Below are 26,014 nucleotides of genomic sequence, written 5' to 3'. Positions count from 1 at the left end.
ACGGCATGAGCTTTGCCGAGGTCAACGGCATCACCATGTACTACGAGACCCATGGTTCCGGGCGGCCGCTGATCCTGCTGCACGGCGGTCTCGGCTCGGGTGAGGTGTTCGGCGACAGCCTGGCCGCCTTCACCGAGGGTCACCAGGTGATCCTGCCGGATCTGCAGGGGCACGGGCGTACCGCCGATGTGGATCGCCCGATCGACTACCGGACGATGGCGCGGGACGTGGCGGCGCTGATCGATCATCTCGGGCTGGAGAGGCCGGATGTGGTCGGCTACTCGATGGGCGGCGGGGTCGGCCTGCACCTGGCGATCATCGCCCCGGAGAAGGTGGGGCGGCTGGTGTGCGGGTCGGCGGGGATCCGGCGGGACGCCACCTATCCGGAGATCCTGGAGCAGCAGACCCAGGTGAACGCCGAGGCGGCCGCGTTCATGAAGGACACTCCGATGTACGAGCTGTACCAGCGGGTGGCGCCCCGGCCGGAGGACTTCCCGCGGCTGCTCGACAAGATCGGCCAGACGATGCGGCGTGACTACGACCTGACCGAGGAGGTCCGCGGCCTGCGGGTGCCGACTTTGATCATGGGCGCGGACGCCGACATGGTTCCGCCGAGCCACTTCGTGGAGATCTTCAACCTGCTGGGCGGCGGCCTGCGGGACGGCGGCTGGGGTGGCGAGGGCCGGCCGGCGGGTGGGCACGCGCTGGCGATCCTGCCCGGCACCACCCACTACGACCTGCTGGACTCGCCGCTATTCGCCCCGGTGGCGCTCGCCTTCCTGAAACGCTGACCGGAGGCGGCCGACGGCGTCCTGAAGGACGGGGGTCCGTTTACAGAACGCGAAGCGGACCAGGGACGCGCCGGCCGTCTTGTTGTCGTAGAACACCGAGGCCGGGATGGCCACCACACCACACCGCCGCGGGAGGGACCGGCAGAACGTCAGGCCGTCGACGCCCAGGTGGGACACGTCGGCGGTGATGAAGTAGGTGCCCTTGGGCACGTACACCGGGAAGCCCGCCGCGGTCAGCCCGGCCGCCAGCAGGTCGCGGCGGTCCTGGTGGGAGTCACGCAGGCCGGTGTAGAAGCCGGGGCCGAGGGTGTCCAGGGCTTCGGCCACCGCGTACTGGAAGGGTCCGCCGTTGACGTATGTCAGGAACTGTTTGGCGGAGCGGACCGCGGCCAGCAGCGGCGGGGCGGCCAGCACCCAGCCGATCTTCCAGCCGGTGACCGAGAAGGTCTTGCCGGCCGAGCTGATCGACACGGTCCGCTCGCGCATGCCCGGCAGGGTGGCCAGGGGGATGTGCTCGGCGTCGTCGTAGACCAGATGCTCGTACACCTCGTCGGTGATCACCACCAGGTCGTGGTCGATCGCCACCGCGGCGATCGCGGTCAGCTCGGCACGGGACAGTACCGCGCCGGTCGGGTTGTGCGGGCTGTTGATCAGCAGGGCCCGGGTGGCCGGGGTGACCGCGGCGCGCAGCGCGTCCACGTCGAGGGTGAACCCCGGCGGGTGCAGGGTCACCGGCACCCGGCGGGCGCCGGCCATGGCGATACCCGCCGCGTACGAGTCGTAGTACGGCTCCAGGGCGATCACCTCGTCGCCGGGGTTGAGCAGCCCGAGCAGGGTGGCCGCGATCGCCTCGGTGGCGCCCGCGGTGATCAGCACCTCGGTGTCCGGGTCGTACGACAGTCCGTAGTGCCGTGACCGGTGCCCGGCGACCGCGGCGCGCAGTTCGGGGATGCCGGGGCCGGGCGGGTACTGGTTGCCCCGCCCGGCCAGGATGGCGTCGGCTGCCGACTGGAGCAGGCTGGCGGGCCCGTCGGTGTCGGGGAACCCCTGGCCGAGATTGATCGATCCGGTGGCGACCGCGAGCGCCGACATCTCGGCGAAGATGGTCGTCCCGAACTCGGCCAGACGTTCGTTGCGCAACGGTTCTCCCTAGGAGACGTATTCGCGGAGGTGCTGAGCCGTCACGGTATCCGCTTCGTCTACCAGTCGGGTAGGAGTGCCGGTGAACACCACACGTCCGCCGTCGTGGCCGGCGCCCGGGCCCAGGTCGACGATCCAGTCGGCGTGGGCCATCACGGCCAGGTGGTGTTCGATGACGATCACCGTGTTGCCGGTGTCGACGAGCCGGTCCAGCAGGGCCAGCAGCTGGTCCACGTCGGCCAGGTGCAGGCCGCTGGTGGGCTCGTCGAGCAGGTAGGTGGCGGTGCCGCTGCCCATGTGGACGGCGAGTTTGAGGCGCTGCCGCTCACCGCCGGACAGGGTGTTCAGTGGCTGCCCGAGGGTGATGTAGCCGAGCCCGACCGCGGACAGCCGCTCCAGGATGGCGCGGGCCGCCTTCTCGGTGAAGAACTCCACCGCCTCGCTGACCGGCATGGCCAGGACCTCGCTGATGTCGCGGCCGCGCAGCTTGTACTCCAGCACTCGCGCGGTGAACCGGCGGCCCTCGCACTCCTCGCAGGTCCCGGCCACCCCGGCCATCATCGCCAGGTCGACGTAGACCAGGCCGATGCCTTTGCAGTTCGGGCAGGCGCCTTCGGAGTTGGCGCTGAACAGCGCCGGTTTGACCTTGTTGGCCTTGGCGAAGGCGGCCCGGACGGCGTCGAGCAGGCCGGTGTACGTGGCCGGGTTGCTGCGCCGGGAGCCGCGGATCGCCGACTGGTCGACGACCACGACCCCTTCGCGCCGGGGCAGGGCGCCGTAGATCAGTGAGCTCTTGCCGGAGCCGGCCACCCCGGTGACCACGGTGAGCACTCCGGTGGGGATGTCGACGGAGACGTCCCGCAGATTGTGAGTAGCCGCGTTCCGAATGGGGATATTTCCGACATGTGGTCGCACCGACTTCTTCAGCGACACCTTGTGCCCCAGGTACCGCCCGGTCAGCGTGCCCGACTCCCGCAACGCCGCCACCGAGCCCTCGAACCCCACCCGCCCACCGGCCGGACCCGCACCGGGACCGATGTCCACCACATGATCGGCGATCGCGATCGTCTCCGGCTTGTGCTCCACCACCAGCACCGTGTTGCCCTTGTCCCGCAACCGCAGCAGCAGCCCGTTCATCCGCTGGATGTCGTGCGGGTGCAGGCCCACCGTCGGCTCGTCGAAGACGTAGGTGATGTCGGTCAGGCTGGACCCGAGATGCCGCACCATCTTGACCCGCTGCGCCTCGCCACCGGACAGGGTCGCCGACTCCCGGTCCAGCGACAAATAGCCCAGACCGATCTCGACCAGCGAGTCCAGCGTCTGCCGCAGCGTCGCCACCACCGGGCCGACGGCCGGCTCGGTGATCCCGGACAGGAACCCGGCCAGATCGCTGACCTGCATGGCCGAGCATTCGGCGATGTTGCGGCCGTCGATCCGCGACGCCAGCACCGCCGGTTTGAGCCGGGTGCCGGCGCAGTCCGGGCAGGCCGCGAAGGTGGCGGCCCGGTCGATGAAGGCGCGGATGTGCGGCTGCACCGACTCACGCTCCTTGGTCAGGTACATGCGCTGCACCTTGACCACGAGTCCCTCGTACGTCGTGTTGATGCCGTTGACCTTGATCTTGATCGCCGGTTTGTGCAGGAAGTCGTGCAGCTCCTGCTCGCTGAACGCGCCGACCGGCTTGTCCGGGTCGAACAGCCCGGACTCGGCGAAGCCGCGCACATACCAGCCGTCGACCGCGAAGTTCGGCACCGTGATCGCGCCCTCGTTGATCGACTTCGACCTGTCGACCAGCTCGTCGATGTCCAGCGTGGACACCTTGCCGAGGCCCTCGCACCCCGGGCACATGCCCTCGGCGTTGAACGAGTAGGCCAGCGCGCTGCCCGCACCCGGCGCACCGAGCCGACTGAAAATGATCCGGAGCAGTGTGTACGCGTCCGTGGCGGTGCCCAGGGTCGAGCGCGCGTTCGCGCCCATCCGCTCCTGGTCCACCACGATCGCGGCGCTCAGATTGTGCAGGGCGTCCACGTCCGGCCGGGCCGGGCTGCCCATGAACGACTGGAGGAACGCCGAGTACGTCTCGTTGATCATGCGCTGGGACTCGGCGGCGATGGTGCCGAACACCAGCGACGACTTGCCGGAACCGGAGACACCGGTGAAGACGGTCAACCGCCGTTTCGGGATGTCCAGCGATACGTCGCGGAGGTTGTTCTCCCGGGCTCCGCGGACCTGAATGACATCGTGGCTGTCTGCGATGTGGGTCACCCGGGAACACTATCGGCCGAAGCGGCCAGAATCTGTCCGTTACCCCGCGCGACGGCGGGCCCGGCGGGCCGCCAGCTCGTCACCCTCGGTCACCGGCTGCGGGACGTCCACACCGACCGGCTGCGGACCCGTCGCCGGCTCGGCCGGCAGGTGCGACAGCGAACCCTGGATCTCCTTGAACGCCCCGCCGATCGCGATCCCGAAGACGCCCTGACCGCCCTGCAGCAGATCCACGACCTCCTCCGGGGAACGGCACTCATACACCGTCGTCCCGTCCGATATCAGAGTGATCTCGGCCAGATCGTCGACACCCCGCGACCGCAGCGTGTCGATCGCCCGCCGGATGTTCTGCAGCGACACCCCCGCGTCCAGCAGGCGCTTGACCACCTTCAGAACGACCAGGTCACGGAACGAGTAGAGCCGCTGCGTGCCGGAGCCCGACGCGTCCCGGACACTCGGCACCACCAGTGTGGTCCGCGCCCAGTAGTCGAGCTGGCGGTAGCTGATCCCGACCGCCTGACAGGCGGTCACTCCCCGATAGCCGAGCTCCCCGTCCTCGCCGACGAGAGGGCCTTCAAGAGGTTGCTCGTGCACGCGACTACCTCCCCGCGCCCATGATCAAAATCTAGGCGGTGTGCCGGTTCACCTGGACTTCACGAGCGTATATCTCAATCGCAGCCGGAACATGGAGGTAACCGCTCGACACGCCGCTTCCGGGCGTCGATATCAGGCCGGCCCCGGGACTCTCCGCCGGGGTCAGCCCGCGAAGTCCTCCGGCCGGACCTGGTCGAGGAACTCGCGGAACTTCTCCACCTCGTCCTCCTGCTCGTCGGGGATCACGATACCGGCCTCGGTCAGCACCTGGTCGGCGCAACGGATCGGCGCGCCCACCCGCAGCGCGAGCGCGATCGAGTCACTCGGCCGCGCCGACACCCGCAGGTCGTCCCCGATCAGCAGATCGGCGTAGAAGACGTTGTCCTTCAGCTCGGTGATCTCCACCGCTTTCAGCGGCGCCTTCAGCGCCGCCAGGATGTCCCGCAGCAGATCGTGGGTCAGCGGCCGGGCCGGCTTGACCCCCTGCTGCTCGTAGGCGATGGCGGTCGCCTCGACCGCCCCGATCCAGATCGGCAGGTAACGGTCGCCGTCAACCTCCCGCAGCAACACGATCGGCTGGTTACTGGGCAGCTCCACCCGGACCCCGACCACGCTCAGCTCGCGCATCGCCCGCCTCCGTGTCGTCAGTTCGTGCTGTCTAGCTTCAAGCGGTTTGACCGTTTTGACAATGCCGCCCGTACCTGCACGGTACACGCACACCACGGGTCCCCGATCCGGGCGGCGGCCGGTTCAGCGACCCAACTCACCCCGGAGACCCGAGCGCACCAGAGCCGCGTGCAAGCGCTGCGAGAGCGCCTGCAGGTCACGGGCGGTCTCCGTGGCCCTGGCCCGGGCCGCCGGGTCGTGCTGACGCGCCAGCGGCGCCAGCAACTGTGTGAACAGCCCCACCTCACGGTCCGCGGCGTTACGGAACGCACGCAGGTGGCGCACCTCCAGCCCGTACCGGGTGAGACCGACCACGGCCTCCACGATGATCACCTGGTCCGCGTCGTACCACCCCGGCGGACGGGCCACCACCAGACCGATCTGCTCCAGATCGGCCAGGATCGCCTCGTCCACCCCGGTCCGCTCCAGCAGATCCGCCTTCGGGATCCGGGAATCCGCCGGATTGGCCTGCTGCGTGCCCACCGCCACCAGCGTGGGCCGCTGCGGAACCACCGGCTCCTTCTCCATCCGGTCCAGCTGCTCCCGGATGACACGCAGCGGAAGGTACTGATCCCGCTGCGCGGTCAGCACGAAACGCAGCCGGGCCACGTCGTTCCACGAATACTTCCGGTACCCGGAAGCGGTACGTTGCGGGTCGACCAGACCCTCCGCCTCCAGGAACCGCAACTTGGAGATCGTGGTGTCGGGGAACTCGGTGCGCAGATGGGCCAGCACCTCCCCGATGCTCATCAGCGCACCATCACGCCCGTCCTGAGGGCGCGAGGCCCCCGGATCACGCGCTGCCGCCCCCGACGCCGTCACGCCCGGCCCTCGCCCTCCGGCCGCGGACCGGCGATGAACACCAGACGGAACTTGCCGATCTGGACCTCGTCACCATTGCTGAGGGTCGCGGCTTCAACCCTTTCGCGGTTCACATACGTACCGTTGAGCGAGCCGACGTCGCGGACGGTGAAGACACCACTGTCCCGGTGGAACTCGGCGTGGCGGCGCGACACCGTCACGTCGTCCAGGAAGATGTCACTGTCCGGGTGCCGGCCACTGGTCGTCACGTCGTGATCGAGGAGGAAGCGGGCCCCGGCGTTCGGGCCGCGGCGCACCACCAGCAGAGCCATCCCCGGGGGGAGCGAGCCGGCCATCCGGCTCGGAACCACGTCCGTCTCGGGTCCCTCCAGCACCTCGTCAAGGGCGCCAAGGTTCAGCGTGGACGTGACGTCGAGCGGGGGGAACTCGTCGTCTGGGCGCGTCATGGACCACCTCACGGATCAGTTGGTCGTCGCCTCCCGGCACGGGCGGCGACGTTGCAGCCCCGCCGAGGCCATTCGGCCCGACGCACGACTATCGGTTTCAAAGGAATAACAGTTCTTCGTGTGCTCCGCGAGCCTAGTCAGCGCCAATATCGCAGAGCAACCGGACTCGCGGAAGAACGAATGGACGGGCATGGAAATGCCCACCGGGTCAGCTTTCGGTCAGCGCCCGGTACGCCGCGGCGTCCAGCAGAGCCGACACCGACGCCGGATCCTCCGGAGCGATCTCGACCAGCCAGCCGGCCGCGTACGGCTCACCGTTGATGATCTCCGGCTCGTCCGTGAGAGTGGCGTTCTTCGCCACCACCGTGCCGGCGATCGGTGCGTAGATCTCCGAGACGCTCTTGGTCGACTCGATCTCGCCGAGCGAGTCACCCGCCTGCACCACCGTGCCCTCGTCGGGCAGCTGCACGTAGACGATGTCACCCAGCGCGTCCTGCGCGAAATGGGTGATGCCCACCCGCACAGGCCCACTGCCGTCACCGGCGACCCACTCGTGCTCCGCGGTATACCGCAGATCCTCAGGAATCAACGCTTCCTCCGTTAATCACGAAACCGGACGCGCGTATCGCAAGGCCGCAGCCTTGCGGACCACCGTCACTTCGACCGTGGAACGCGAGTCCATGGTCACGCTACCGCCGTCGTTCTTCGCCGACGCCACCACCCCGCCCGGGATCTGCAGCGCCGTACTCATCGTCTCCGCCGGGCCGATCACCAGAAGATGGAACGGCCCGGTCAGTTGTTCGCCGTCGGCGATGATGCCGCCACCCGAAGCATCCACGAAGAAGCTCGACGCGACCACCCGGACCGCGGCACCGTTCCCACCGGTCAGCTGCATCACCTCGCCGCCGGCGCCGCGCAGCTCCTGCACCGCGTTCAGCACGTCCGACGCCCGGACGTCGCGCATCGTCACGTCCAGACCCGGGCCGCGACCCGGAACCGTGCCCGCCAGCAGGCCCAGCTCCTGGCTGCGGCGCTCGGCCTCGGCCCGCGCCGCCTCCCGGCCGGCGACACCCGAGTTGAGCTGCTGCTTGCTCTGCTCCAGCGCCTGGATCTCGGCCAGCAGGCGGCTGTCCTGGGCCTCCAGATCGCTCAGGATCCGGACCAGGTCCTCCTGGCGGGCCGCGGACAGGCCGTCGTCGGCGTCGTTGCTGCGCAGCTGGACGACCAGGGTGAAGCCGAGCAGGGCCAGCAGGACCCAGATCAGGGTGCCGGCCGGGGCGGGCCGGCGTCGTGTCGCCCCGGCCTCGCCCGCCGGATTTCTCGGACTCGTCCCCGACGTGGCGGCACTCTCCGTGCCCGGCCCCTCGGCGTCCCCCGCGTCCCCCGGGCTCCCCGCGTCCCCCGGACTTCCCGGGCTCCCCGGGCTCCCCGGGCGATCAAGATCACTTTTGGAGGGGGTGACGGAAATCGACGGATCGGGTGACGTGCTGTTCGTCTCGTCCGCCTTCGGCGGATCACCCCCACCTTGCGGTACGCCCACCGAAGCACCCGCCATCGGCACAGTCGGCTCGTCGTCCTCCGCCAGGATCCGGTGCTCCCCGGTGTGGCCCACACCCGGCACCATCCGGTGCTCCCCGGTGTGCCCGATGCCCGGGACCATCCGATGCTCACCGGTGTGCCCGATGCCCGGCACCATCCGATGCTCACCCGTGTGGCCGATGCCCGGGACCATCCGGTGCTCGCCGGTGTGGCCGCCCGTCGTGGGCGCCGGCCTCTCGTCGTCGCCCGTGCCCCGGCCGGTGTCGTCAGTCATCGATTACCTACGCCCTGAACAGGTGCCGTCGAATGGCCGCGACATTACCGAAGATCCGCACACCGAGCACGACGACGACACCCGTCGACAGCTGATTGCCCACCCCGAGCTGGTCCCCGACATACACGATCAGGGCGGACACCAGCACGTTGGAGATGAACGACACCACGAACTGCTTGTCGTCGAAGATCCCGTCCAGCTTGGCCCGCACCCCGCCGAACACCGCGTCCAGCGCCGCGACCACCGCGATCGGCAGGTACGGCACCAGCTCGGGCGGCACGGCCGGTTCGAACACGATGCCCAGCAGGACACCGGCGAGCAGGGCGAGTACGGCGATCATTTGCCGCCTTCCGTCACAGAGGTTTCCGGTTCCGGCGCCGACGGGGCGAGGCTCGGCTCGGCGGACCGCAGCTTGAAGTCGGTCGCCGCCTCCAGGGTCACGTCCTTGGCCCGTACCGCCTCGAACGAGATCCCGAACCGCGCCGACAGCATGTCGAAGAACTGTCCCGCGTAACCCTTGCGGAAGTCGTCGGCGAGATCGGCGGGCCCGATCGCGACGATCTGGTACGGCGACGCCACCGGCCGGATGTCGACCAGGATCGCCTCACCGGCCTGCCGGATCCGCGAGGTGGCGGTCAGCCGCTGGCCGTTGATCATGATGGCTTCGGCGCCCGCCTCCCACAGCGCGTTCGCCGCCAGCTGGAGATCGGTGTCCTTGACCCGCGCCTCGGTCCGCCGCTCGCCGGTCACCGCGTTCACCGACGTCGGACCGTCCACCAGCGTCACCCGGGCACCCGAACCGCGCACCCGGGCCACCCCGGTGACCGCCTCCAGGTCGCGCAGCTGGGCCACCGCCGCACCGCCCAGCTCGCTCTCCCGCAGCGCCGCCACCTCGTCGGCCAGCACGTCGGCCCGCCGTTGCAGCTTCTCGGTCTCGGCCCGCCGGTTCTGCACCTGGGTGATCAGGGTGGCCCGCGCCTGTGTCCGGGCCGGCTCCTCGGCGACCGTCTGCAGGTACGCCACCGCCAGCAGGACACCGATCACCGCGCACGTCAGCGCGGCCGAGGCGCCGGCCAGCACCCGCCGCCCGCCGGTGCGCGGGCCCTCGGCCGCCCGACGGGCCGCGGCGTCCGCGTATCCCGGGTCGAGCGGGTTCTGGAAGAGGGCGGTCAGGAAGTCCGGCCCGTACGTCCGCTTGCCTTTGGTCTTGCCGTCCGGGTCCGGCGGGTCCTGCACCGTCCCGACCCCGGCGAGGCCGTCCACCGCCGGCCGCACCGGACCGGTCACGACGTCTCCTCGCGGTCGGCCCGGAGCACCCGGTACGCCTGGACGATGTAGAGGAAGCAGGCACACCAGTACAGCCCGAGCGCCCACCAGGCCAGGCCCCAGCCGATCGGCTCGGCGAACGCGTCGATGGACGGCACCGCCTTCGCCAGCAGGATGATCGGGAACGCGGCGAGCAGCAGGAACGTGCCGGTCTTGCCGACGTAGTGCACCGGCGGCGGGCCGTAGCCCTTGCGCCGCAGCACCAGCAGCACCACTCCGAGCACCGCCTCGCGGGCCAGCAGCGCGCCGGTGAGCCACAGCGGGACCACCTCGCGCACGGTGAACCCGATCAGGGTGGCCACGATGTACAGCCGGTCAGCGAACGGGTCCAGCAGCTCACCGAGGCGGCTCACCGAGTTCATCCGGCGGGCGATGTAGCCGTCCACCCAGTCGGTGGAGCCGCCGATCGCGAGCACGATCACCGCGGCCACGTCCTGCTCGACACCGAGCAGCAGCCAGAGGAAGAGCGGGACGCCGAGCAGGCGGATGAAGCTGATGGCGTTGGGAAGGGTCCAGATCCGGTTGGAGGATTCGATGGACGGCGCAGGCTGCTGCGACATCGCGACTTCCTCTCCCCCTCGGCCGAGGCCCCCGCCCGGCTCGTGCGTGGACCGGGGCCGGCTGTGTGCTGATGTCCGCGGTCGCTCGCCGAGCAACTATAACCAGCCGCGTCGCCCCATCTGACGCGCAGTCACAGCAGCCACACTCCCTAGTGCATCCTAGGAGGCTAGCCCCCATCGGTGCGGCGGTCAGCGGCGGCCCCGCCTGGCCCGTACATAATCGTCGATCACGTAGCGGCCCAGCTCCGCCGCGTCCGGGCTGAACACCCGCCCGCCGTTGCGTTTCGCCACCCCGCCGACGAACCGCCGCAACCCCGGATCCTCGCCCAGCATGAACACGTTGAGGGTGGCCCCGTACCTGGTCAGCAGGTCCACCTCGTGCACGGTGGCACTGACCGTCTCGGCCAGCGGCGGCCACCAGAAGACCGCCTCGCCGCCGTCCTCCAGATGCGCTGTCGGCTCGCCGTCGGTCACCACCAGGATCACCGGTTCGGCGCCCGGATGGCGGCGCAGGTGCCGGCCCGCCAGCTTCAGGGCGTGCTGCAGGTTGGTGCCCTTCTCCATGGTCGGCTCGATCGCGGCCAGCTCGCCCTGACTGAGATTCTGGGCGTGCAGGCCGAAACCGATGATCTGCAGCGCGTCCTGCGGATACTTGGTGGCCACCAGATGCGACAGGGCCAGGGCGGTCTCCTTCATCGGCCCCCAGCGCCCGTCGGCGTACATCGAATACGACAGGTCGACGCAGAGCGCCACCGCCGCCGACGCCCGCCGCTCCGTCTCGGCGATCTCGAAATCTTCCGGAGCCAGCCGTACGGGTAACGAAACGGCCCGGCCCGCCGCACTCCGCCGAACCGCGTTGCCGATCGTGCGCACCACGTCGATCGGCTGGTCGTCGCCGAACTCCCAGCGCCGGGACGAGCCGATCAGATCACCGGCGGCACCCGCGTCACGCATGTCGTGCTCGCCGCGTCTCCCGGCGACATCGTGGAAGATCGCGGACAGGGCGCTCTGTCCCAGCCGGCGCAGCGCCTTCGGGGACAGCGTCAGCCCGCCCGCGTCGCGCCGCACCCAGCCCTGCCGTCGCAGCTCCCGCTCCAGCTCCCGCAGCCGGCGCAGGTCGTCGGCGGCACCCCGGCCGAGCTGCCGTTCGACAGCCTCCACGTCCACGTCGTCCAGGGTCGCGCCCGGATGCTCCTGACCCAGCTGGTCGATCAGCTCGTCCAGGTCGGCGATCTCACCGAGCGCCTCGGCGGCGTCGCCGTACCCCAGATCGGCGGGCCCGCGCATCCGCTCGCCCCGGCCCCAGTTCAGGTTGGGACGCAACGACCGCAGGTTGTCGGTGAGTTCGGCGAGCTGCCCACGCAACGGCCCGTCCCCGAGCGCCTGGTCCATCAGCCCCTGCAGTTCGGCCCGCTGCTGCGGGCTCAGCGACCGCATCAGCCGCTCGGCCGCCGCGGCCTGCCGGGCCAGCGAGTCGATCAGCTCGTCCACGTTGCGCGGGCCGTCCGGGAAGAACCGCCCGTGCCGGGCCATGAACTCCCGGAAGGCGTCATCGGTGTCCTCACCCCGGGCATGCCGCCCGAGCAGGTCGTTGAGGTCGCCGAGCATCTCCTGCACACCGGCCATGTCACCCTGCCGCAGCGCCTGTCTCATCCCGGCGAACCGCTGCTCCACCACCTCCTGCCGGAGCCCGTCCAGGATCTGCTGGTAGATCCGCCGCGCCTCGTCCGACGCCCACTGGTATCCGGACAGTTCGGCGACCGCCTGCGACACCGAGCGGGGCAGCCCGTCCAGCACCGCCTCGCTGAACCGTGCCCCGTCGTCGTCCCGCCCGGCCAGCGCGTCCCGTTCGGCGGCCAGCGCCTGGTCCAACATCTGCCGGGCCCGGGTCACCGCCCCGTCCAGGTTGCCCCGCCGCAGCGCGTCCTTACGCAGCCGCCGGGCCCGCTCCCGCAGCGCGTCGAGCCCACGCCCGTCCCGCGGCCCGCGCCGGATCAGATCGCGCAGGGCATCCCGCAGACTGTCCCCGCGGAGCACCCGCTCCCCCATCGCGTCCACGGCGGCCCGCACGTCGTACGGCGGCGCCAGCGGATCGGGCCCGTCCCGCCAGGCCCCATACCGAAAGACGTTCCCACTCACCCGGCACCTCCCGCTCCCACCGAACCGCCCGCTGAAGTCCATCCGCGCCCGCGACCGCCCGCCCGGCCCGGGCCGGTGGCCGCCCGCGAGGACGTGGGCGGCGCCGGGCGGGGCGTGGGGAGGGTCATGAGCCGTAGAGGGTTCGGCCGTCGTCTGTCAGTTCCTTTGCCAGGCGGCGGGTCAGGTGCAGGCCCTCCAGGACGAATTCGATGCCGGCGGCGGCCTGGGGTGGGCTGGGGGCGTCACCGAAGCCCAGGCGGTCCAGGACCTTGGCCAGGCCGGGGACCGGGCCGATCTGGGACAGCAGCTCGTCGGCGCTGACCAGGTCGCCGGTTTCGATGATGGCGCCCTCGGCGACCAGGGCGGTGAAGCCGGACAGGTCCAGGCCGGCCAGGTGGGCGCGGAACGTCTCGGCGGTGGCGACCCGCAGCAGGTGGCCGAGGATCTCGGTCTCCCGGCCCTCCTCGCCGCTCTCGAACTCCACCTTGCCGCGCAGGGTGGACGTCACCGAGACGGTGTCGCCGATCCGGGCGACGGCCTCGGGTTCGCCGCGCAGGCCGGCCCGGCGCAGCGCGGACGCGGCGACGGTCTCGGCGGCGGCGATCGCGAACCGGGCGGACACCCCGGAGCGGGCGTCCACCGACGGGGACTCCCGGACCGCGCGGGTGTAGCGGGCCAGCACCTCCACCAGGTGCTCGGGCAGTGCGGCGACCAGGGCCGCCTCCTGCCGGATCAGGGCGGTCTCCAGCTCCAGGTCGACCGGGTAGTGGGTGCGGATCTCGGCGCCGAACCGGTCCTTGAGCGGGGTGATGATCCGGCCCCGGTTGGTGTAGTCCTCCGGGTTGGCGGACGCGACGAGCAGGATGTCGAGCGGCAGCCGCAGTTGGTAGCCGCGGACCTGGATGTCGCGTTCCTCCAGCACGTTGAGCAGCGAGACCTGGATGCGCTCGGCCAGGTCGGGCAGCTCGTTGACGGCGAAGATGCCCCGGTTGGTGCGCGGCACCAGGCCGAAGTGGATGGTCTCCGGGTCGCCGAGGGCGCGGCCCTCGGCGACTTTGATCGGGTCGACGTCGCCGATCAGGTCGCCGACGCTGGTGTCGGGGGTGGCGAGTTTCTCCCCGTAGCGTTCGGAGCGGTGCAGCCACGCCACCGGCAGCCGGTCGCCGGTCTCGGCGGCGAGACGGCGGGACGCCGGGGTGAGCGGATGGTAGGGGTGTTCGTGCAGCTCGGAGCCGGCGATCACCGGGGTCCACTCGTCGAGCAGCCCGCCCAGGGCCCGGATGAGCCGGGTCTTGCCCTGGCCGCGCTCGCCGAGCAGCACCATGTCGTGGCCGGCGAGCAGGGCCCGCTCGACCTCGGGCAGCACGGTGTCGTCGTAGCCGACGATGCCGGGGAATCGCGGCTCGCCGGAGCGCATCCGGGCGAGGAGGTTGTCGCGCAGCTCCTCCTTGACGGTGCGGAACTCGTGGCCGCTGGCTCGCAGTTCGCCCACGGTGCGGGGCATGTCGATCGCGTCGGGCGCCTCTGTCACCGTCGGAACGCTACTCCGCGGATATGACATTCACACAGACCAACCGCGCCGGATTGGCTCTGGCCGCCGGTGGGCGGGGCGCGGCACGCTCGGCGGCATGACGGAGATTTCGCGGTACGCGGCCTTCACGCTGGATCCGTCCGGCGGCAATCCGGCGGGTGTGGTGCTGGACGCGGCGGGACTGGACGACGCGCGGATGCAGGCGATCGCCGCGGAGGTAGGCTACTCGGAGACGGCGTTCGTGACGTCGCGTGACGGTGGCCGGTTCCGGGTGCGTTACTTCAGCCCGCTGGCCGAGGTGCCGTTCTGTGGGCACGCGACGGTGGCGGCGGCGGTGGCGCTGGGTCCGGGCGAGCACCTGTTCGTGACGAACGCGGGTGAGGTGCCGGTGACCGTGGACGACTCCGGGGTGGCCACTCTGACGAGCGTGGATCCGCATGTCAGTGAGCTGCCGGCGGCCGATCTGGCGGCTCTGCTGGCGGCGCTGCGCTGGCCGGCGGACGCGCTGGACCCGGAGCTGCCGCCCCGGGTGGCGTTCGGTGGGGCGTACCACCCGATCGTCGCGGTGACCAGCCGGGAGCGCCTGGCGGATCTGGACTACGACGTGCCGGCGTTGACGGCGCTGATGACCGAGCGTGAGTGGACCACGATCCAGCTGGTGTTCCGTGACGGCCCGGAGACGTTCGATGTGCGGGATCCGTTTCCGGTGGGTGGCGTCTACGAGGATCCGGCGACGGGTGCGGCGGCCGCGGCGTTCGGCGGCTATCTGCGGGAGCTGGGGCTGGTCCCGGCCGAGGCCACACTGACGCTGCGGCAGGGTGACGATCAGGGCCGGCCGAGCCGCATCACGGTCCGCCTCGATCCGGCGATCAAGGGGGTCCGGGTGAGCGGCCCGGCCGTGCCGATCAGTTGAGCCGCAGTTCCAGCGAGGAGCCGGGGCGGACGTCGACGACGGTTCCGGAGGGGTAGCGCAGCGTGTGGTCCCGGTCGGTGGCGATCAGCACGACACCGATCCGGTGCCCGGCCTTGAACACGTGGTCGGTGCTCTGCAGATCCCAGCGGAACCCGTACCCGGTCCCGGGTCTGATCGGGGTGGTGACCGCCGGGGAGAAGCGGTTGCGCACGTCGGTCCAGCCTCGGGTGACGATCTCGTAGTCGGTGGTGGCGGTGACGTACTGCCGTCTGGCGAAGCATCCGGGGTCGCCGTCGACGCCGGGCCCGACGCAGTCCTGTTCGGGGAGGGTCCGGGTGCCGGCGAACCGTTCGGCGGTGCCGTAGTCGACGAGCAGCGCGGTCAGGTAGGGCGAGGGGCCGTCGATCGCGGCCCGGACGGTGACCCGTGGGGTGCCGGACAGCCGCACGTCCCGGGTGAGTGGCGCGCTGAGCTGGACGAGCCGGTTCGCGTCGAGGCTGTCCGGGGCGGCGGCCAGGCTCGCCGCGGTCCGCGAGGTGTCGTCGGTGAAGGTGCCGGAGCCGATCTTCAGCACCTCGGTACGGGATTTCGGCAGCGGCCAGTTCGCCGAGGTCACCCACTGGTTCGGGGCCACTTCGACGTCGGCGATCGGCTCCCGGGTGATGCCGGTGTCGATCCGGTACAGCCACTTGTCGAACCACCGGTGCAGCGTGCTCAGCCACTCGGCGCGGCGGATGTGGAACGGGTCGGTGTGCGCGGCCTGGTGCAGCCAGATCTTGCGGGGCACCCCGTTGCGGGCCAGCGCTTCCCACCACTGCCCGGCCTGCCCGGTGCGGACGTTGAAGTCGTGCAGGCCGTGCACCAGCAGCACACTGGCCTTCACCTGGTGGGCGTCGCGCAGATAGTCCCGTTCGGCCCAGAACCGGTTGTAGTCGCCGGTCTCCCGGTCCTGCGCCTGTTCCAGATGTGCCGTCACATCGGCGCAGACCTCCGGGTTCGCCCTGGTCAGCACCGCTTTGGCGAGGATGTCGGTGTCCTCGCCCTGGAAGCCGCCGGGCGCGACCACGCCACCGTTCGCGCGGTAGTAGCCGTACCAGCTGGAGATCGCCGCGATCGGCACGATCGTCTCCAGGCCGCGGACTCCGGTGGCGGCGACCGCGTTCGGCAGGGTGCCGTTGTAGGAGACGCCGATCATGCCGGTACGCCCGGTCGACCAGCCCGCGGTGACCGGGGCGCCGGACGGGTCGAAGCCGGGCGCGCGCCCGTTCAGCCAGTCGACGACGGCTTTCATGCCGAGGGTCTCGTTGCGGCCGCCGGAGGTGGGGCAGCCGTCCGAGCCGCCGGAGCCGAGGCTGTCCGCGAAGATCACCGCATAGCCGCGCGGTACGAAGTAGTTGTCCAGGTATCCGGCGAAGGTGATGGTCTCGGCCCGGGACGCGGACAGCGATTTCTTCAACGATCCGTCCCGGTCCACGTCGTCGTGGTTGGGGATGTCGTTGAGGCCCGCGTAGTACGGGCTCGCCTGGAAGACGACCGGCACCCGGGCGCTGGTGTCCGGCCGGATGATCCGCACCGCGACCCGGTCGGGCTTGCCGTCGGAGTCGCTGTCCACCGGGGTCTGCACCCAGACCCGCTCACGGATGGCGCTCGCGTAGTCGTGGACCGGCTGGGTCCCGGTCGCTGCGGCAGCCGGTGTCGCGGTGATCACCGCGGAACCGGCGAGTACGAGGAGGAGGCTGAGGCTCCTGGCCAGCAGTCGCATCCGCACACCGTATCGCCAAACGTCGATATCAGGGGTGCGCCTAGACTCTGCCCTGATGAGCGCCACACTGATCGCCCGGCAACTCGCGGCGGGACACGGGGACCGCACCCTCTTCAGCGAACTGGATCTGGTCGTCGCGCCCGGCGACGTGATCGGCCTGGTCGGCGTCAACGGCGCGGGCAAGACGACCCTGTTGCGCACCCTCGCGGGGCTGATCCCCACCGAGGCCGGGAGCGTCACACTGAGCCCGCCCACCGCCAACGTCGGCTACCTGCCGCAGGAACGGGAGCGGCGTGCGGACGAGACCGTGCGCGACTTCCTCGGCCGCCGCACCGGGGTGACCGCCGCGCAGACCGCGATGGATCAGGCCGCCGAGGAGCTGGCCGGCGGCGCGCCCGGTGCCGACGACCGGTACGCCGCGGCCCTGGACCGCTGGCTCGACCTGGGCGGCGCCGACCTGGACGAGCGGATCGCCGAGGCCGACCTGGGTTTCGACCTCGACCTGCCGATGACCGCGCTCTCCGGTGGCCAGGCGGCCCGCGCCGGGATGGCGTCGCTGCTGCTCAGCCGGTACGACATCTACCTGCTCGACGAGCCGACCAACGACCTGGACCTGGACGGGCTGGCCCGGCTGGAGGCGTTCACGGCCGGCTTGCGCGCCGGGGTGGTGCTGGTCAGTCACGACCGGGAGTTCCTCACCCGTACGGTGACCGAGGTCCTTGAACTTGATCTGGCCCAACAGCAGGTCAAGCTGTTCGGTGGCGGCTACGGGTCGTATCTGGAGGAGCGGGAGCGGGCTCGCCGGCACGCCCGCGAGCAGTACGAGGAGTACTCCGACAAGAAGGACGACCTGCTCGAACGCGCCCGGATGCAACGCGCCTGGATGGACAAGGGGGTGCGCAACGCCCGCCGCAAGGCCCCGGACAACGACAAGATCGCCAAGTCGATGCGGGGCGAGAGCAGCGAGAAGCAGGCGGCCAAGGCCCGGCAGACCGAGCGGATGATCGAGCGCCTGGAGGTGGTCGAGGAGCCGCGCAAGGAGTGGGAGCTGCGGATGGAGATCGCCACCGCGCCCCGGGCCGGCGCCGTGGTGGCCACCCTGCGCGACGCGGTGGTGCGGCGCGGCTCGTTCACGCTCGGGCCGGTGACGCTGCAGATCGACTGGGCCGACCGGGTGGCGATCACCGGCGCCAACGGTTCCGGCAAGTCGACGCTGCTGGCCGCGCTGCTCGGCCGGCTGCCCGTCGACGACGGCTCCCAGCATCTCGGCCCGGGGGTGGTGGTCGGCGAGGTGGACCAGGCGCGCGGGCTGTTCCTCGGCGACGAGCCGCTGTCCCGGGCGTTCGGCGCGGCGGTCCCGGACTGGAGCGATGCCGACGTGCGTACGCTGCTGGCGAAGTTCGGCCTGAAGTCCGGCCACGTGCTGCGGCCGGCCGGCACCCTCTCCCCCGGCGAGCGCACCCGCGCGGCCCTGGCCCTGCTCCAGGCCCGCGGGGTGAACCTGCTGGTGCTCGACGAGCCGACCAACCATCTGGACCTGCCGGCGATCGAGCAGCTGGAGTCGGCGCTGTCGTCCTACACCGGCACGCTGCTGCTGGTCACCCACGACCGCCGGATGCTGGCGGCGGTGGCGACGAACCGGCGGCTGGAGGTGGCCGGCGGCCGGGTCACCGGCTGAGGACCGAGGCCGCCTTCGCCACCGCACCGCGCGCGGCGGCCTCCAGGTCGGCGGCCTTCGGCTCGTCCTCGGTCATCAGCACCAGGGTGACGGTGGCGCCGCGGACCGCCGCGGTCAGCAGCCGGCCGTGCACGGTGAGGCTCATCTCCGGCACGTCCATCACGAAGGCGACCGCCGCCGACGAGTCACCCAGCGCGGGGGCGGTGTCGTATGGGGAGACGCTGAACTTCAGCTCCATCGGCAGTTCACCCGGCGGCCGGACGAACGACGCGCACTTCGGCAACGCCGTCCGGACCGCGGCGACCGCGGCGCGGGCCTTCTTCGGGCCCGGCGCGGACAGCGTCTCGACGAGTAGTTCCTCGTCCTTGGGGCCGCGGACGAACTCGCGGTAGACGGTGCCGTTCTGCACGCCGGAGGTGCGGCCACAGGTGGCGATCTCGGCCGGGATCCGGGCGAACAGGTCGTCGATGGCGTCCAGTTGCGGGGTGAAGCCGGCCGGGAGGTCGTCGGCGCCGCTGAGGAGAGCCTCGGTCAGTTTGCTGCTGTCCGGGCCCGGTTTCTCCCCGGCCGCCGGAGCGGAGATCAACTCTCGGAGGGAGCGGATCGGATCGGCGTCCGGGGTCGCGTGGCCGGCGGACGGCAGCGCGAGGACGGCGGAGAGCGTCAGCGTGGCCGTGAGGCCGAGGATTCCAGGCATGGCTCACGCTAACGCCGCAACCGGCACGATTCGGGCCAAACGGTAACTATCCGGCAATCGTGAACGGGCTGCTCAACGGCCCCTCGTTACCGGACCGGTCCAGACCACTCAGGCAGTAGGTGGCCGGACCCGCCGGCGCCTTCGGATCGACTACCGCGCTCCCCGCCCGGCCGGTCGCCACCAGGGCCGCCGCGCCGTCACCCGTACGGTAAAGAGCCCAGCTGGCGCCGCCGCCCGGAGCCGCGGTGGTCAGCGTGACCGCCCCGGACCCCGCGCGCTGCGCCCCGGTGATCCGCGGCGCCGCCGGCGGCGCCGACGGCAACCGGGCCATCCGCGGCAGCAGCGCCGGTGAGGCGTAGTGCTTGCCCACGTAGCGGCTCACCGCGCCGAGCCGGTTCTGCCGCAGCTGCTTGGCGCTGAAGTGCACCTGGCCCTGCACACCGAACTTGTCGTTGAGAGCCATCTGCCGGTCGAGCTGCCCCGGATCGCTCCAGTCGCCCTTCTCCCCGACCCGGTAGTCGGCCATCCCGATCCACAACTGCACGCCGGTGCCCTTCACCGTCTCGGTCCACCACGGCAGCGTCTTGGCGTAGTCGGCCTTGTCGAACCCGATCGTCCAGTACAGCTGGGGGACGATGTAGTCGAGCCAGCCCTCGCGCACCCATTTACGGGTGTCGGCGTAGATCGCGCTGTAGCTCTCCAGGCCGGCGGTGTCCGAACCCTGCCCGCCGTTGCGCCAGATGCCGAACGGGCTGATCCCGAACTTCACCCACGGCTTCATCTCGGCGATCCGGGTCTGCATCTCGCGGACCAGGGTGTTCACGTTCTCCCGGCGCCAGTCGGCCTTCGACTTCCCCTTGCCGTACTTCTTGAACGAGGCGTCGTCCGGGAAATCCTCACCCTTCTCCGGGTACGGGTAGAAGAAGTCGTCGAAGTGCACACCGTCCACGTCGTACTTCTCCACCGCCTCCAGCATCGCGTCCTCGACGAACTTGCGCGCCTCGGGCACACCCGGATCGAAGTAGAGCCGGCCGGTCTTACCGGTCGGGTAGGCGATCCGCCAGTCCGGGTGCTGCAGCAGCGGGTGATCCTTCACCAGCTTGGACAGGTCGGTGCCGGTGCCGGACGGAGCCGGCTGGGTGCCGCGGTACGGGTTGAACCAGGCGTGGAACTCCAGGTTGCGCGCGTGCGCCTCGTCCACCATGAACCGCATCGGGTCCCAGCCCGGATCGGTGTCGTCGAACTTCCCGGTCAGCCAGTTCGACCACGGCGCGTAATCGGACTTCCAGAAAGCGTCACCACTCGGCCGTACGTGTACGAAGATCGCGTTGTGGCGCTGCGCGACCGCCAGGTCCAGCCACTTCAGGTACTCCGACTTGACCTGCGCCTCCGCCAGCCCCGGCCGGCTCGGCCAGTCGATGTTGTAGACCGTGGTGAGCCACATGCCGCGCAGCTCACGGGCCGCCTTCACCGGCACCGTCCCGCAGACGCCGTCCTCGCTCGGGGCCGGCGCGTCCGCCACCACCAGGCGCTCACCCGCGGCCGGCTCCGGCTCGTCGTGGAACGCGGCCCGGACCAGGCCCAGCCCGAGCACGGCCACCGTGAACAACCCGGCACAGAGCAGGAGCGCCGCCCACACCGGCGGCCGGCGGAGAGAGATCACAGCACCGTCCGGTAGATCTCGAGAGTGTCCTCGGCGATCCGCGACCAGCTGAACCTCTCCACCGCGCGGCGCCGGCCGGCCTTACCCATCCGCTCGGCCAGCTGCGGATCGTTCAGCAGCCGGGTCAGCGTGGCGGCCAGATCGGCGACGAACCCGTCCGGGTCCACCGGGGTGCCGGTGCCGTCCTCCAGCTGCCGGATCGGCACCAGCAGGCCGGTGTCGCCGTCCGCCACCACCTCGGGGATACCGCCGGTCGCGGTGGCCACCACAGCGGTCTCGCAGGCCATCGCCTCCAGGTTGACGATGCCCATCGGCTCGTAGATCGACGGGCAGACGAAGACCGTGGCGTGCGTCAGGACCTGGATCACCTGCTGCTTCGGCAGCATCTCCTGCACCCAGATCACACCGCTTCTGGTCTGCTGCAGCTCGGCGACCAGCCCGGCCACCTCGGCGGCGATCTCCGGAGTGTCCGGCGCGCCGGCCAGCAGGACGATCTGCGCGTCGGCCGGAAGATCCTGACAGGCCCGCACCAGGTACGGCAGACCCTTCTGCCGGGTGATCCGCCCGACGAAGACCACACTCGGACGGTTCCGGTCGATGCCCAGCCGGTCCACCACGTCGGTGCCGCGATCCGGCTTGTACAGCTCGGTGTCGATGCCGTTGTAGACCACGTGCACCCGGTCCGGATCCACCGACGGGTACGCCTTGAGCACGTCCCGCCGCATCCCGCCGGACACCGCGATGATCGCGTCGGCCGCCTCGATCGCCGTCTTCTCACAGAACGACGAGAGCGCGTAACCACCGCCCAGCTGCTCGGCCTTCCACGGGCGCAGCGGCTCCAGGCTGTGCGTGGTCAGCACGTGCGGGACACCGTGCAGCAGTTTCGCGGTGTGACCGGCGAAATTCGCGTACCAGGTATGGCTGTGCACCACGTCGGCGCCCTCGCAGCCCTGGGCGATCGCCAGGTTCACCCCCATCGTGCGCAGCGCCGCGTTCGCGCCGGCCAGCTCGGCCGGCTCCGGGTAGGCCGTCACCCCCGGCTCGTCGCGCGGCGCGCCGAAACAGTGCACCCGCACGTCGGCGAGCGCGCGCAGGTCACGGGCCAGGTATTCGAGGTGGACCCCGGCGCCGCCGTAGACCTCGGGCGGGTACTCACGGGAGATGAGATCTGCACGCAACACCCGGGAAGCTTAGCCTGCCCCTCGATTCGACCTCCGGCGCAACCGTGCCGCAACCCGGCCCGGGCGACCATGGCGGACGTGCAGATCCCCCGCATCCCGGCCTGGCAGTACACCCTCGCGGGTGGCGGACTGGCCGTGCTCGCCGCCCACGCGCTGGACAGCACCGTCGTCTGGCTGCTGCTCCAGGCGGCCGGGGTGCTGCTGCTCCAGCGCGCCGCGGTCCGGCACCGGTGCAGCTGGTGGCTGCTCTTCACGTCCGCCGCCGCCGGGCTGGCCGTCGCCGCCGGCTGGGCCCTGTCCGGCGCGGAACCGACCACCACCACCAACGGGCTGTCACTGGCCGTGCAGTACTCGCTGTTCGCGGCCGGGGCCTACCAGTTCGGCCGGCTCCGGCGGCCCGGATCGGCGGCCGAAGCCGGTGCGGTGGTGCTCGGGCTGGCGATGCTGGCCTGGTCGTTCATCGTGCTGCCCTACCTGGGCGACCCCGGCTACCTGCAGGTCGACCACGGCGTCGCCACCCTGTACGCGGTCATCGACCTGGCCCTGCTGGTCACCGTGCTGCGCAACCTCGCCGACCAGCGCCGCGGCCCGGCCCGGATGCTCGCCGCCGGCGGTGTCCTGCTGCTCGCCGCCCACCTGTACTACGCGGCCACCGGCGCGGAAGGCACCGCCGCGTTCCGGCCCGGAGGCGTCAGCTACCTGCTCATCCAGTTCTGGTGGGTGCTGCTCGCCGCGGCCTCCGTGCACCCGGACGCCGGACGGTTCCGGGCCGGCGACGCCCGCCACGGGCGGACCGCGCTGATCGCCATGTACACCGCGGCGGTCGCCGCCCCGCTGCTGCCCGCGTTCGCCGACCCCAGCACCGTCGTGGTGGTGCCGGCGCTGCTCACGTCCGGACTGTGCGCGCTCCTGCTGCTGCGGATCGTGATGCTGGCCCGGCTCGCCGAACGCCGCGCCCGGGAGGCCCGCGCCGCCCTCGACGAACAGCGGGTGCTGCAGAAGCGGCTGGCGCACCGGGCCGGGCACGACGCGCTCACCGGGCTGGCCAACCGGGACCTGCTCACCGAGCATCTGGGGCGGGCGGTCGCCGGGGATCGGCCGTACGGGCTGATCCTGTGCGCGCTGGACGGGTTCAAGGAGGTCAACGACACGTACGGGCACGGGGTCGGCGACGCGGTGCTGCGGCAGGTGGCGGGGCGGCTGCTGCTGTTCGCCCCCGAGGTGGAACTGGTGGCACGCATCGGCGGCGACGAATTCGTCTTCCTCCTCACCGACCACGGCCCCGCTTCCCCATCCGCCTCCTCCCCCTTCTCAGCCTCCTCGTCCACCACCGCCCCTCCCACTTCCACTTCTCTCGGCGCTCCCGTCCCCTCCTCGTCCACCACCGCCCCTCCCACTTCCACTTCTCTCGGCGCCCCCTTCCCCTCCTCGTCCGCCACCGCCTCCCCCGCCTCCAGCACTCCTTTCGCCGCTCCCGCCGCCCCGTTGCTGTCCTCTTCCGCCACCGCCTCCTCCATGCCTCCCACTTCCGCCACTCCTTTCGCCGCTCCCGCCGCCCCGTTGCTGTCCTCTTCCGCCGGCTCCTTCCCCCTCTCCGGTTCGGCCTCTCCCACCCGTACACAATCGCCTGATTTTTCGTCTTTATCGTCTTTTAGTGGGGCGGATCAGTTGGCCCGACGGATCGTCGAGGCGATCGGGGCGTCACCCTTCGTGGTGGACGAGCGGCTCATCCCGCTGACCGCGCGGGCCGGGATCGCCGGCGGGGCACCCGGCAGCGACACCGCGCTCAGTGACGCCGACCTGGCGCTGCGGGCCGCCAAACAGGCCGGCGGCGGGATCGCCCGGTTCGACGAGTCGCTGCGGGCCGAACAGTCCGAACGCGCCCGGATCGCCGCCGGACTGCGGCAGGCGCTCACCGACGGTGGCCTGTTCATGCACTACCAGCCGGTGGTGGACACCGAGACCGGCCGGATCGCCGGGGTGGAGGCGCTGATGCGCTGGCGGCGCGGCGACGAGCTGATCCCGCCGGCCGTGTTCATCCCGGTGGCCGAGCAGACCGGCCTGATCGGGGCGATCGGCGCCCGGGCCCTGGGGTCGGCGTGCCGGCAGGCCGCGGTCTGGCATCACGAGCACGGCCTCTACCTGACCGTCAACGTCTCCACCCACCAGCTGCGCGACCCCGGCTTCACCAGCACCGTGCTCGGCATCCTGGCCGACTCCGGGCTGCCCGCCGCCGGTCTGGTGCTGGAGATCACCGAATCGGTGCTCGTCGACGCCGCGGACACCTCGGTGCTTGGTGAACTGCGCGCGCACGGCATCCGGATCGCCATCGACGACTTCGGCACCGGGTACTCGTCACTGGCCTACCTGCACACCCTGCCGGTCGACATCCTCAAGATCGATCAGTCCTTCATCCGCCGCCACCAGGACCCTCCACGGCCCCAGGACGTGAGCCTGACCAGGGCGATCCTGGAACTGGCCCGCGGTCAGCAGCTGCTCGCGGTCGCCGAGGGAGTGGAGACGGCCGGGCAGGCGGAGCTGCTGCGGGATCTGCACTGCCCGCTCGTACAGGGCTATCATTTCGGCCGCCCGTCGGCGCCGGAGGCGATCGACGTACTATTGCGGAAGGCGGCGATTCGCGCGGCCGCCTGACCGGCAAGACGATTGCAACGGCAGCAAGATATTTCGAACCGCCCTTTCGGGTGGCGCGGGGGCGGCCGGAATATTAGCGTCCTCCCCATGGCTGTCAAGGTGCTTGCGATCGTTCTGGCTGGTGGGGAAGGCAAGCGCCTGATGCCGTTGACGGCGGACCGGGCCAAACCCGGCGTGCCCTTCGGCGGCATTTATCGCATGATCGATTTCGTGCTGTCGAACCTGGCGAACGCCGGTTACCTCAAGATCGTCGTCTTGACGCAGTACAAGTCGCACTCCCTCGACCGGCACATCTCCAAGACGTGGCGGATGTCGACACTGCTCGGCAACTACGTCACCCCGGTCCCCGCCCAGCAGCGTCTGGGCCCGCGCTGGTTCGCCGGCTCCGCCGATGCGATCTACCAGAGCCTCAACCTGATCAACGACGAGTCCCCGGACTACGTCATCGTGTTCGGCGCCGACCACATCTACCGCATGGACCCGAAGCAGATGGTCAACGACCACATCGCCTCGGGCGCCGCGGTGACCGTGGCCGGCATCCGCCAGCCGCTCTCGCAGGCCGACCAGTTCGGTGTCATCGACGTCGGCCCCGACGGCAAGAAGATCAAGGCGTTCCGCGAGAAGCCGAAGGACGCGGTGGGCCTGCCCGACTCCCCCGACGAGGTGTACGCGTCGATGGGCAACTACGTCTTCACCACCCGGGCCCTGTGCGAGGCGGTGTCGGCCGACGCGCAGAACCCGGACAGCAAGCACGACATGGGCGGCAACATCATCCCGATGCTGGTGGAGCGCGGCGAGGCCAACGTCTACGACTTCCGCGACAACGACGTGCCCGGCTCCACGGACCGGGACCGCGGATACTGGCGGGACGTGGGCACGCTGGACTCGTTCTACGAGGCCCACATGGACCTGATCGCCACCCTGCCCATCTTCAACCTGTACAACCACGACTGGCCCATCTTCACCAACTACGGTTCGTGGCCGCCCGCCAAGTTCGTCCACGGGTACGACGACCGCCAGGGCCGCGCCATCGACTCGATGATCTCCCCGGGCGTGGTGGTCTCCGGCGCCCTGGTGGAACGCTCGGTGATCTCCCCCAACGTCCGGGTCAACTCCTGGGCCCACGTGGACGGCGCGGTCATCATGGAGGGCGTCTCGGTGGGCCGCCGGGCGGTAATCAGAAACGCCATCATCGACAAGAACGTGGTGATCCCCGAGGGCGCCCAGATCGGCGTCGACCTGGACCGAGACCGAAAGCTGTACACGGTGAGCGACAACGGCGTAGTGGTGATCGGCAAGGGCCAGAAGGTAGAGCTCTAGCTCCGGCCGGGGCCGCCTACCCGGCCGGAGCGGTCTGTCCCGCCGGAGCGGTCTG

At 70.7% G+C, this 26,014-nt stretch carries 22 protein-coding genes; 5 read left to right on the top strand and 17 right to left on the bottom strand.

Annotated features, from left to right (window positions below; translation table 11 throughout):
• Positions 1–5: 5 nt before the first annotated feature.
• Positions 6–791 carry an alpha/beta fold hydrolase gene (locus ACQ0O7_RS40355; protein ID WP_430790876.1) on the top strand — a complete coding sequence of 262 codons (786 nt, stop codon included), beginning with the start codon at positions 6–8 and terminating at the stop codon, positions 789–791.
• Here ACQ0O7_RS40355 and ACQ0O7_RS40350 read toward each other — a convergent pair.
• The 13 genes from ACQ0O7_RS40350 to ACQ0O7_RS40290 form a co-directional block, all read right to left on the bottom strand.
• Positions 753–1,883 (bottom strand): pyridoxal phosphate-dependent aminotransferase, encoded by a 1,131-nt coding sequence (locus ACQ0O7_RS40350; RefSeq protein WP_430790970.1) that lies wholly within the window; start codon positions 1,881–1,883, stop codon positions 753–755. The genes ACQ0O7_RS40355 and ACQ0O7_RS40350 overlap by 39 nt on opposite strands.
• Positions 1,884–1,940: 57 nt before the next feature.
• Positions 1,941–4,196, bottom strand: a complete 2,256-nt coding sequence (locus ACQ0O7_RS40345; protein ID WP_430790874.1) for an ATP-binding cassette domain-containing protein — start codon at positions 4,194–4,196, stop codon at positions 1,941–1,943.
• A 39-nt stretch (positions 4,197–4,235) separates the two neighbouring features.
• Positions 4,236–4,790 (bottom strand): MerR family transcriptional regulator, encoded by a 555-nt coding sequence (locus tag ACQ0O7_RS40340; RefSeq protein ID WP_430790872.1) that lies wholly within the window; start codon positions 4,788–4,790, stop codon positions 4,236–4,238.
• Positions 4,791–4,952: 162 nt separating this feature from the next.
• Positions 4,953–5,417: a bifunctional nuclease family protein gene (locus ACQ0O7_RS40335; RefSeq protein WP_430790870.1), complete on the bottom strand. Its 465-nt coding sequence runs from the start codon at positions 5,415–5,417 to the stop codon at positions 4,953–4,955.
• Positions 5,418–5,540: 123 nt separating this feature from the next.
• Positions 5,541–6,206, bottom strand: a complete 666-nt coding sequence (gene ftsR, locus ACQ0O7_RS40330) for a transcriptional regulator FtsR (RefSeq protein ID WP_430790868.1) — start codon at positions 6,204–6,206, stop codon at positions 5,541–5,543.
• A gap of 68 nt (positions 6,207–6,274) precedes the next feature.
• On the bottom strand, positions 6,275–6,724 hold the full coding sequence (gene odhI, locus ACQ0O7_RS40325; RefSeq protein ID WP_430790866.1) for an oxoglutarate dehydrogenase inhibitor Odhl: 450 nt from the start codon (positions 6,722–6,724) through the stop codon (positions 6,275–6,277).
• A gap of 208 nt (positions 6,725–6,932) precedes the next feature.
• A complete protein-coding gene (gcvH, locus tag ACQ0O7_RS40320; protein WP_430790864.1) occupies positions 6,933–7,313 on the bottom strand; it encodes a glycine cleavage system protein GcvH in 381 nt (126 codons plus the stop codon).
• Positions 7,314–7,328: 15 nt separating this feature from the next.
• On the bottom strand, positions 7,329–8,537 hold the full coding sequence (locus tag ACQ0O7_RS40315) for a DUF881 domain-containing protein (RefSeq protein WP_430790862.1): 1,209 nt from the start codon (positions 8,535–8,537) through the stop codon (positions 7,329–7,331).
• Between the two features lie 7 nt (positions 8,538–8,544).
• Positions 8,545–8,877, bottom strand: coding sequence for a small basic family protein (locus ACQ0O7_RS40310; protein WP_430790860.1), 333 nt, complete (start codon positions 8,875–8,877; stop codon positions 8,545–8,547).
• Complete coding sequence (locus ACQ0O7_RS40305) at positions 8,874–9,824, bottom strand: DUF881 domain-containing protein (protein ID WP_430790858.1); 951 nt, start codon at positions 9,822–9,824, stop codon at positions 8,874–8,876. The genes ACQ0O7_RS40310 and ACQ0O7_RS40305 overlap by 4 nt, the downstream gene beginning before the upstream one ends.
• Positions 9,821–10,423 (bottom strand): CDP-alcohol phosphatidyltransferase family protein, encoded by a 603-nt coding sequence (locus ACQ0O7_RS40300; RefSeq protein ID WP_430790856.1) that lies wholly within the window; start codon positions 10,421–10,423, stop codon positions 9,821–9,823. The genes ACQ0O7_RS40305 and ACQ0O7_RS40300 overlap by 4 nt, the downstream gene beginning before the upstream one ends.
• 189 nt (positions 10,424–10,612) lie before the next feature.
• Positions 10,613–12,562 (bottom strand): VWA domain-containing protein, encoded by a 1,950-nt coding sequence (locus ACQ0O7_RS40295; protein WP_430790854.1) that lies wholly within the window; start codon positions 12,560–12,562, stop codon positions 10,613–10,615.
• Between the two features lie 124 nt (positions 12,563–12,686).
• Complete coding sequence (locus tag ACQ0O7_RS40290; protein ID WP_430790852.1) at positions 12,687–14,123, bottom strand: sigma 54-interacting transcriptional regulator; 1,437 nt, start codon at positions 14,121–14,123, stop codon at positions 12,687–12,689.
• A 67-nt stretch (positions 14,124–14,190) separates the two neighbouring features.
• Here ACQ0O7_RS40290 and ACQ0O7_RS40285 point away from each other — a divergent pair, with 67 nt between their 5' ends.
• Positions 14,191–15,006, top strand: coding sequence for a PhzF family phenazine biosynthesis protein (locus tag ACQ0O7_RS40285; RefSeq protein WP_430790850.1), 816 nt, complete (start codon positions 14,191–14,193; stop codon positions 15,004–15,006).
• Here ACQ0O7_RS40285 and ACQ0O7_RS40280 read toward each other — a convergent pair.
• Positions 14,999–16,768 (bottom strand): Xaa-Pro dipeptidyl-peptidase, encoded by a 1,770-nt coding sequence (locus ACQ0O7_RS40280; protein WP_430790848.1) that lies wholly within the window; start codon positions 16,766–16,768, stop codon positions 14,999–15,001. The two genes, ACQ0O7_RS40285 and ACQ0O7_RS40280, sit on opposite strands and share 8 nt — an antisense overlap.
• Before the next feature lie 55 nt (positions 16,769–16,823).
• On the opposite strand from ACQ0O7_RS40280, the gene ACQ0O7_RS40275 reads away from it, so the two are divergent.
• Entirely contained in the window at positions 16,824–18,446 is a 1,623-nt protein-coding gene (locus ACQ0O7_RS40275; protein ID WP_430790846.1) for an ABC-F family ATP-binding cassette domain-containing protein, read from the top strand.
• On the opposite strand, the gene ACQ0O7_RS40270 is transcribed toward ACQ0O7_RS40275, so the two are convergent.
• Genes ACQ0O7_RS40270 through glgA form a run of 3 tightly spaced genes read right to left on the bottom strand, consistent with a single transcriptional unit; the run spans position 18,436 to position 21,987 of the window.
• Entirely contained in the window at positions 18,436–19,143 is a 708-nt protein-coding gene (locus ACQ0O7_RS40270) for a hypothetical protein (protein WP_430790844.1), read from the bottom strand. The two genes, ACQ0O7_RS40275 and ACQ0O7_RS40270, sit on opposite strands and share 11 nt — an antisense overlap.
• Before the next feature lie 46 nt (positions 19,144–19,189).
• On the bottom strand, positions 19,190–20,806 hold the full coding sequence (locus ACQ0O7_RS40265; RefSeq protein ID WP_430790842.1) for a glycoside hydrolase family 10 protein: 1,617 nt from the start codon (positions 20,804–20,806) through the stop codon (positions 19,190–19,192).
• Positions 20,803–21,987 carry a glycogen synthase gene (gene glgA / locus ACQ0O7_RS40260; RefSeq protein ID WP_430790840.1) on the bottom strand — a complete coding sequence of 395 codons (1,185 nt, stop codon included), beginning with the start codon at positions 21,985–21,987 and terminating at the stop codon, positions 20,803–20,805. Before glgA ends, ACQ0O7_RS40265 begins: the two co-directional genes overlap by 4 nt.
• A gap of 78 nt (positions 21,988–22,065) precedes the next feature.
• Here glgA and ACQ0O7_RS40255 point away from each other — a divergent pair, with 78 nt between their 5' ends.
• Both ACQ0O7_RS40255 and glgC read left to right on the top strand, forming a co-directional pair.
• Positions 22,066–24,639 carry a putative bifunctional diguanylate cyclase/phosphodiesterase gene (locus ACQ0O7_RS40255; RefSeq protein ID WP_430790838.1) on the top strand — a complete coding sequence of 858 codons (2,574 nt, stop codon included), beginning with the start codon at positions 22,066–22,068 and terminating at the stop codon, positions 24,637–24,639.
• Positions 24,640–24,726: 87 nt separating this feature from the next.
• The gene (gene glgC, locus ACQ0O7_RS40250) at positions 24,727–25,959 is read left to right on the top strand and encodes a glucose-1-phosphate adenylyltransferase (protein ID WP_430790836.1); all 1,233 of its coding nucleotides are present in this window, start codon (positions 24,727–24,729) and stop codon (positions 25,957–25,959) included.
• The last annotated feature ends 55 nt before the right edge of the window (positions 25,960–26,014 follow it).

Source organism: Actinoplanes sp. G11-F43 (assembly GCF_050589265.1).
Taxonomy (GTDB): Bacteria; Actinomycetota; Actinomycetes; order Mycobacteriales; family Micromonosporaceae; genus Actinoplanes.
The sequence above is the reverse complement of the archived record's forward strand: the minus strand, read 5'-3'. Positions and strand labels throughout refer to the sequence as shown.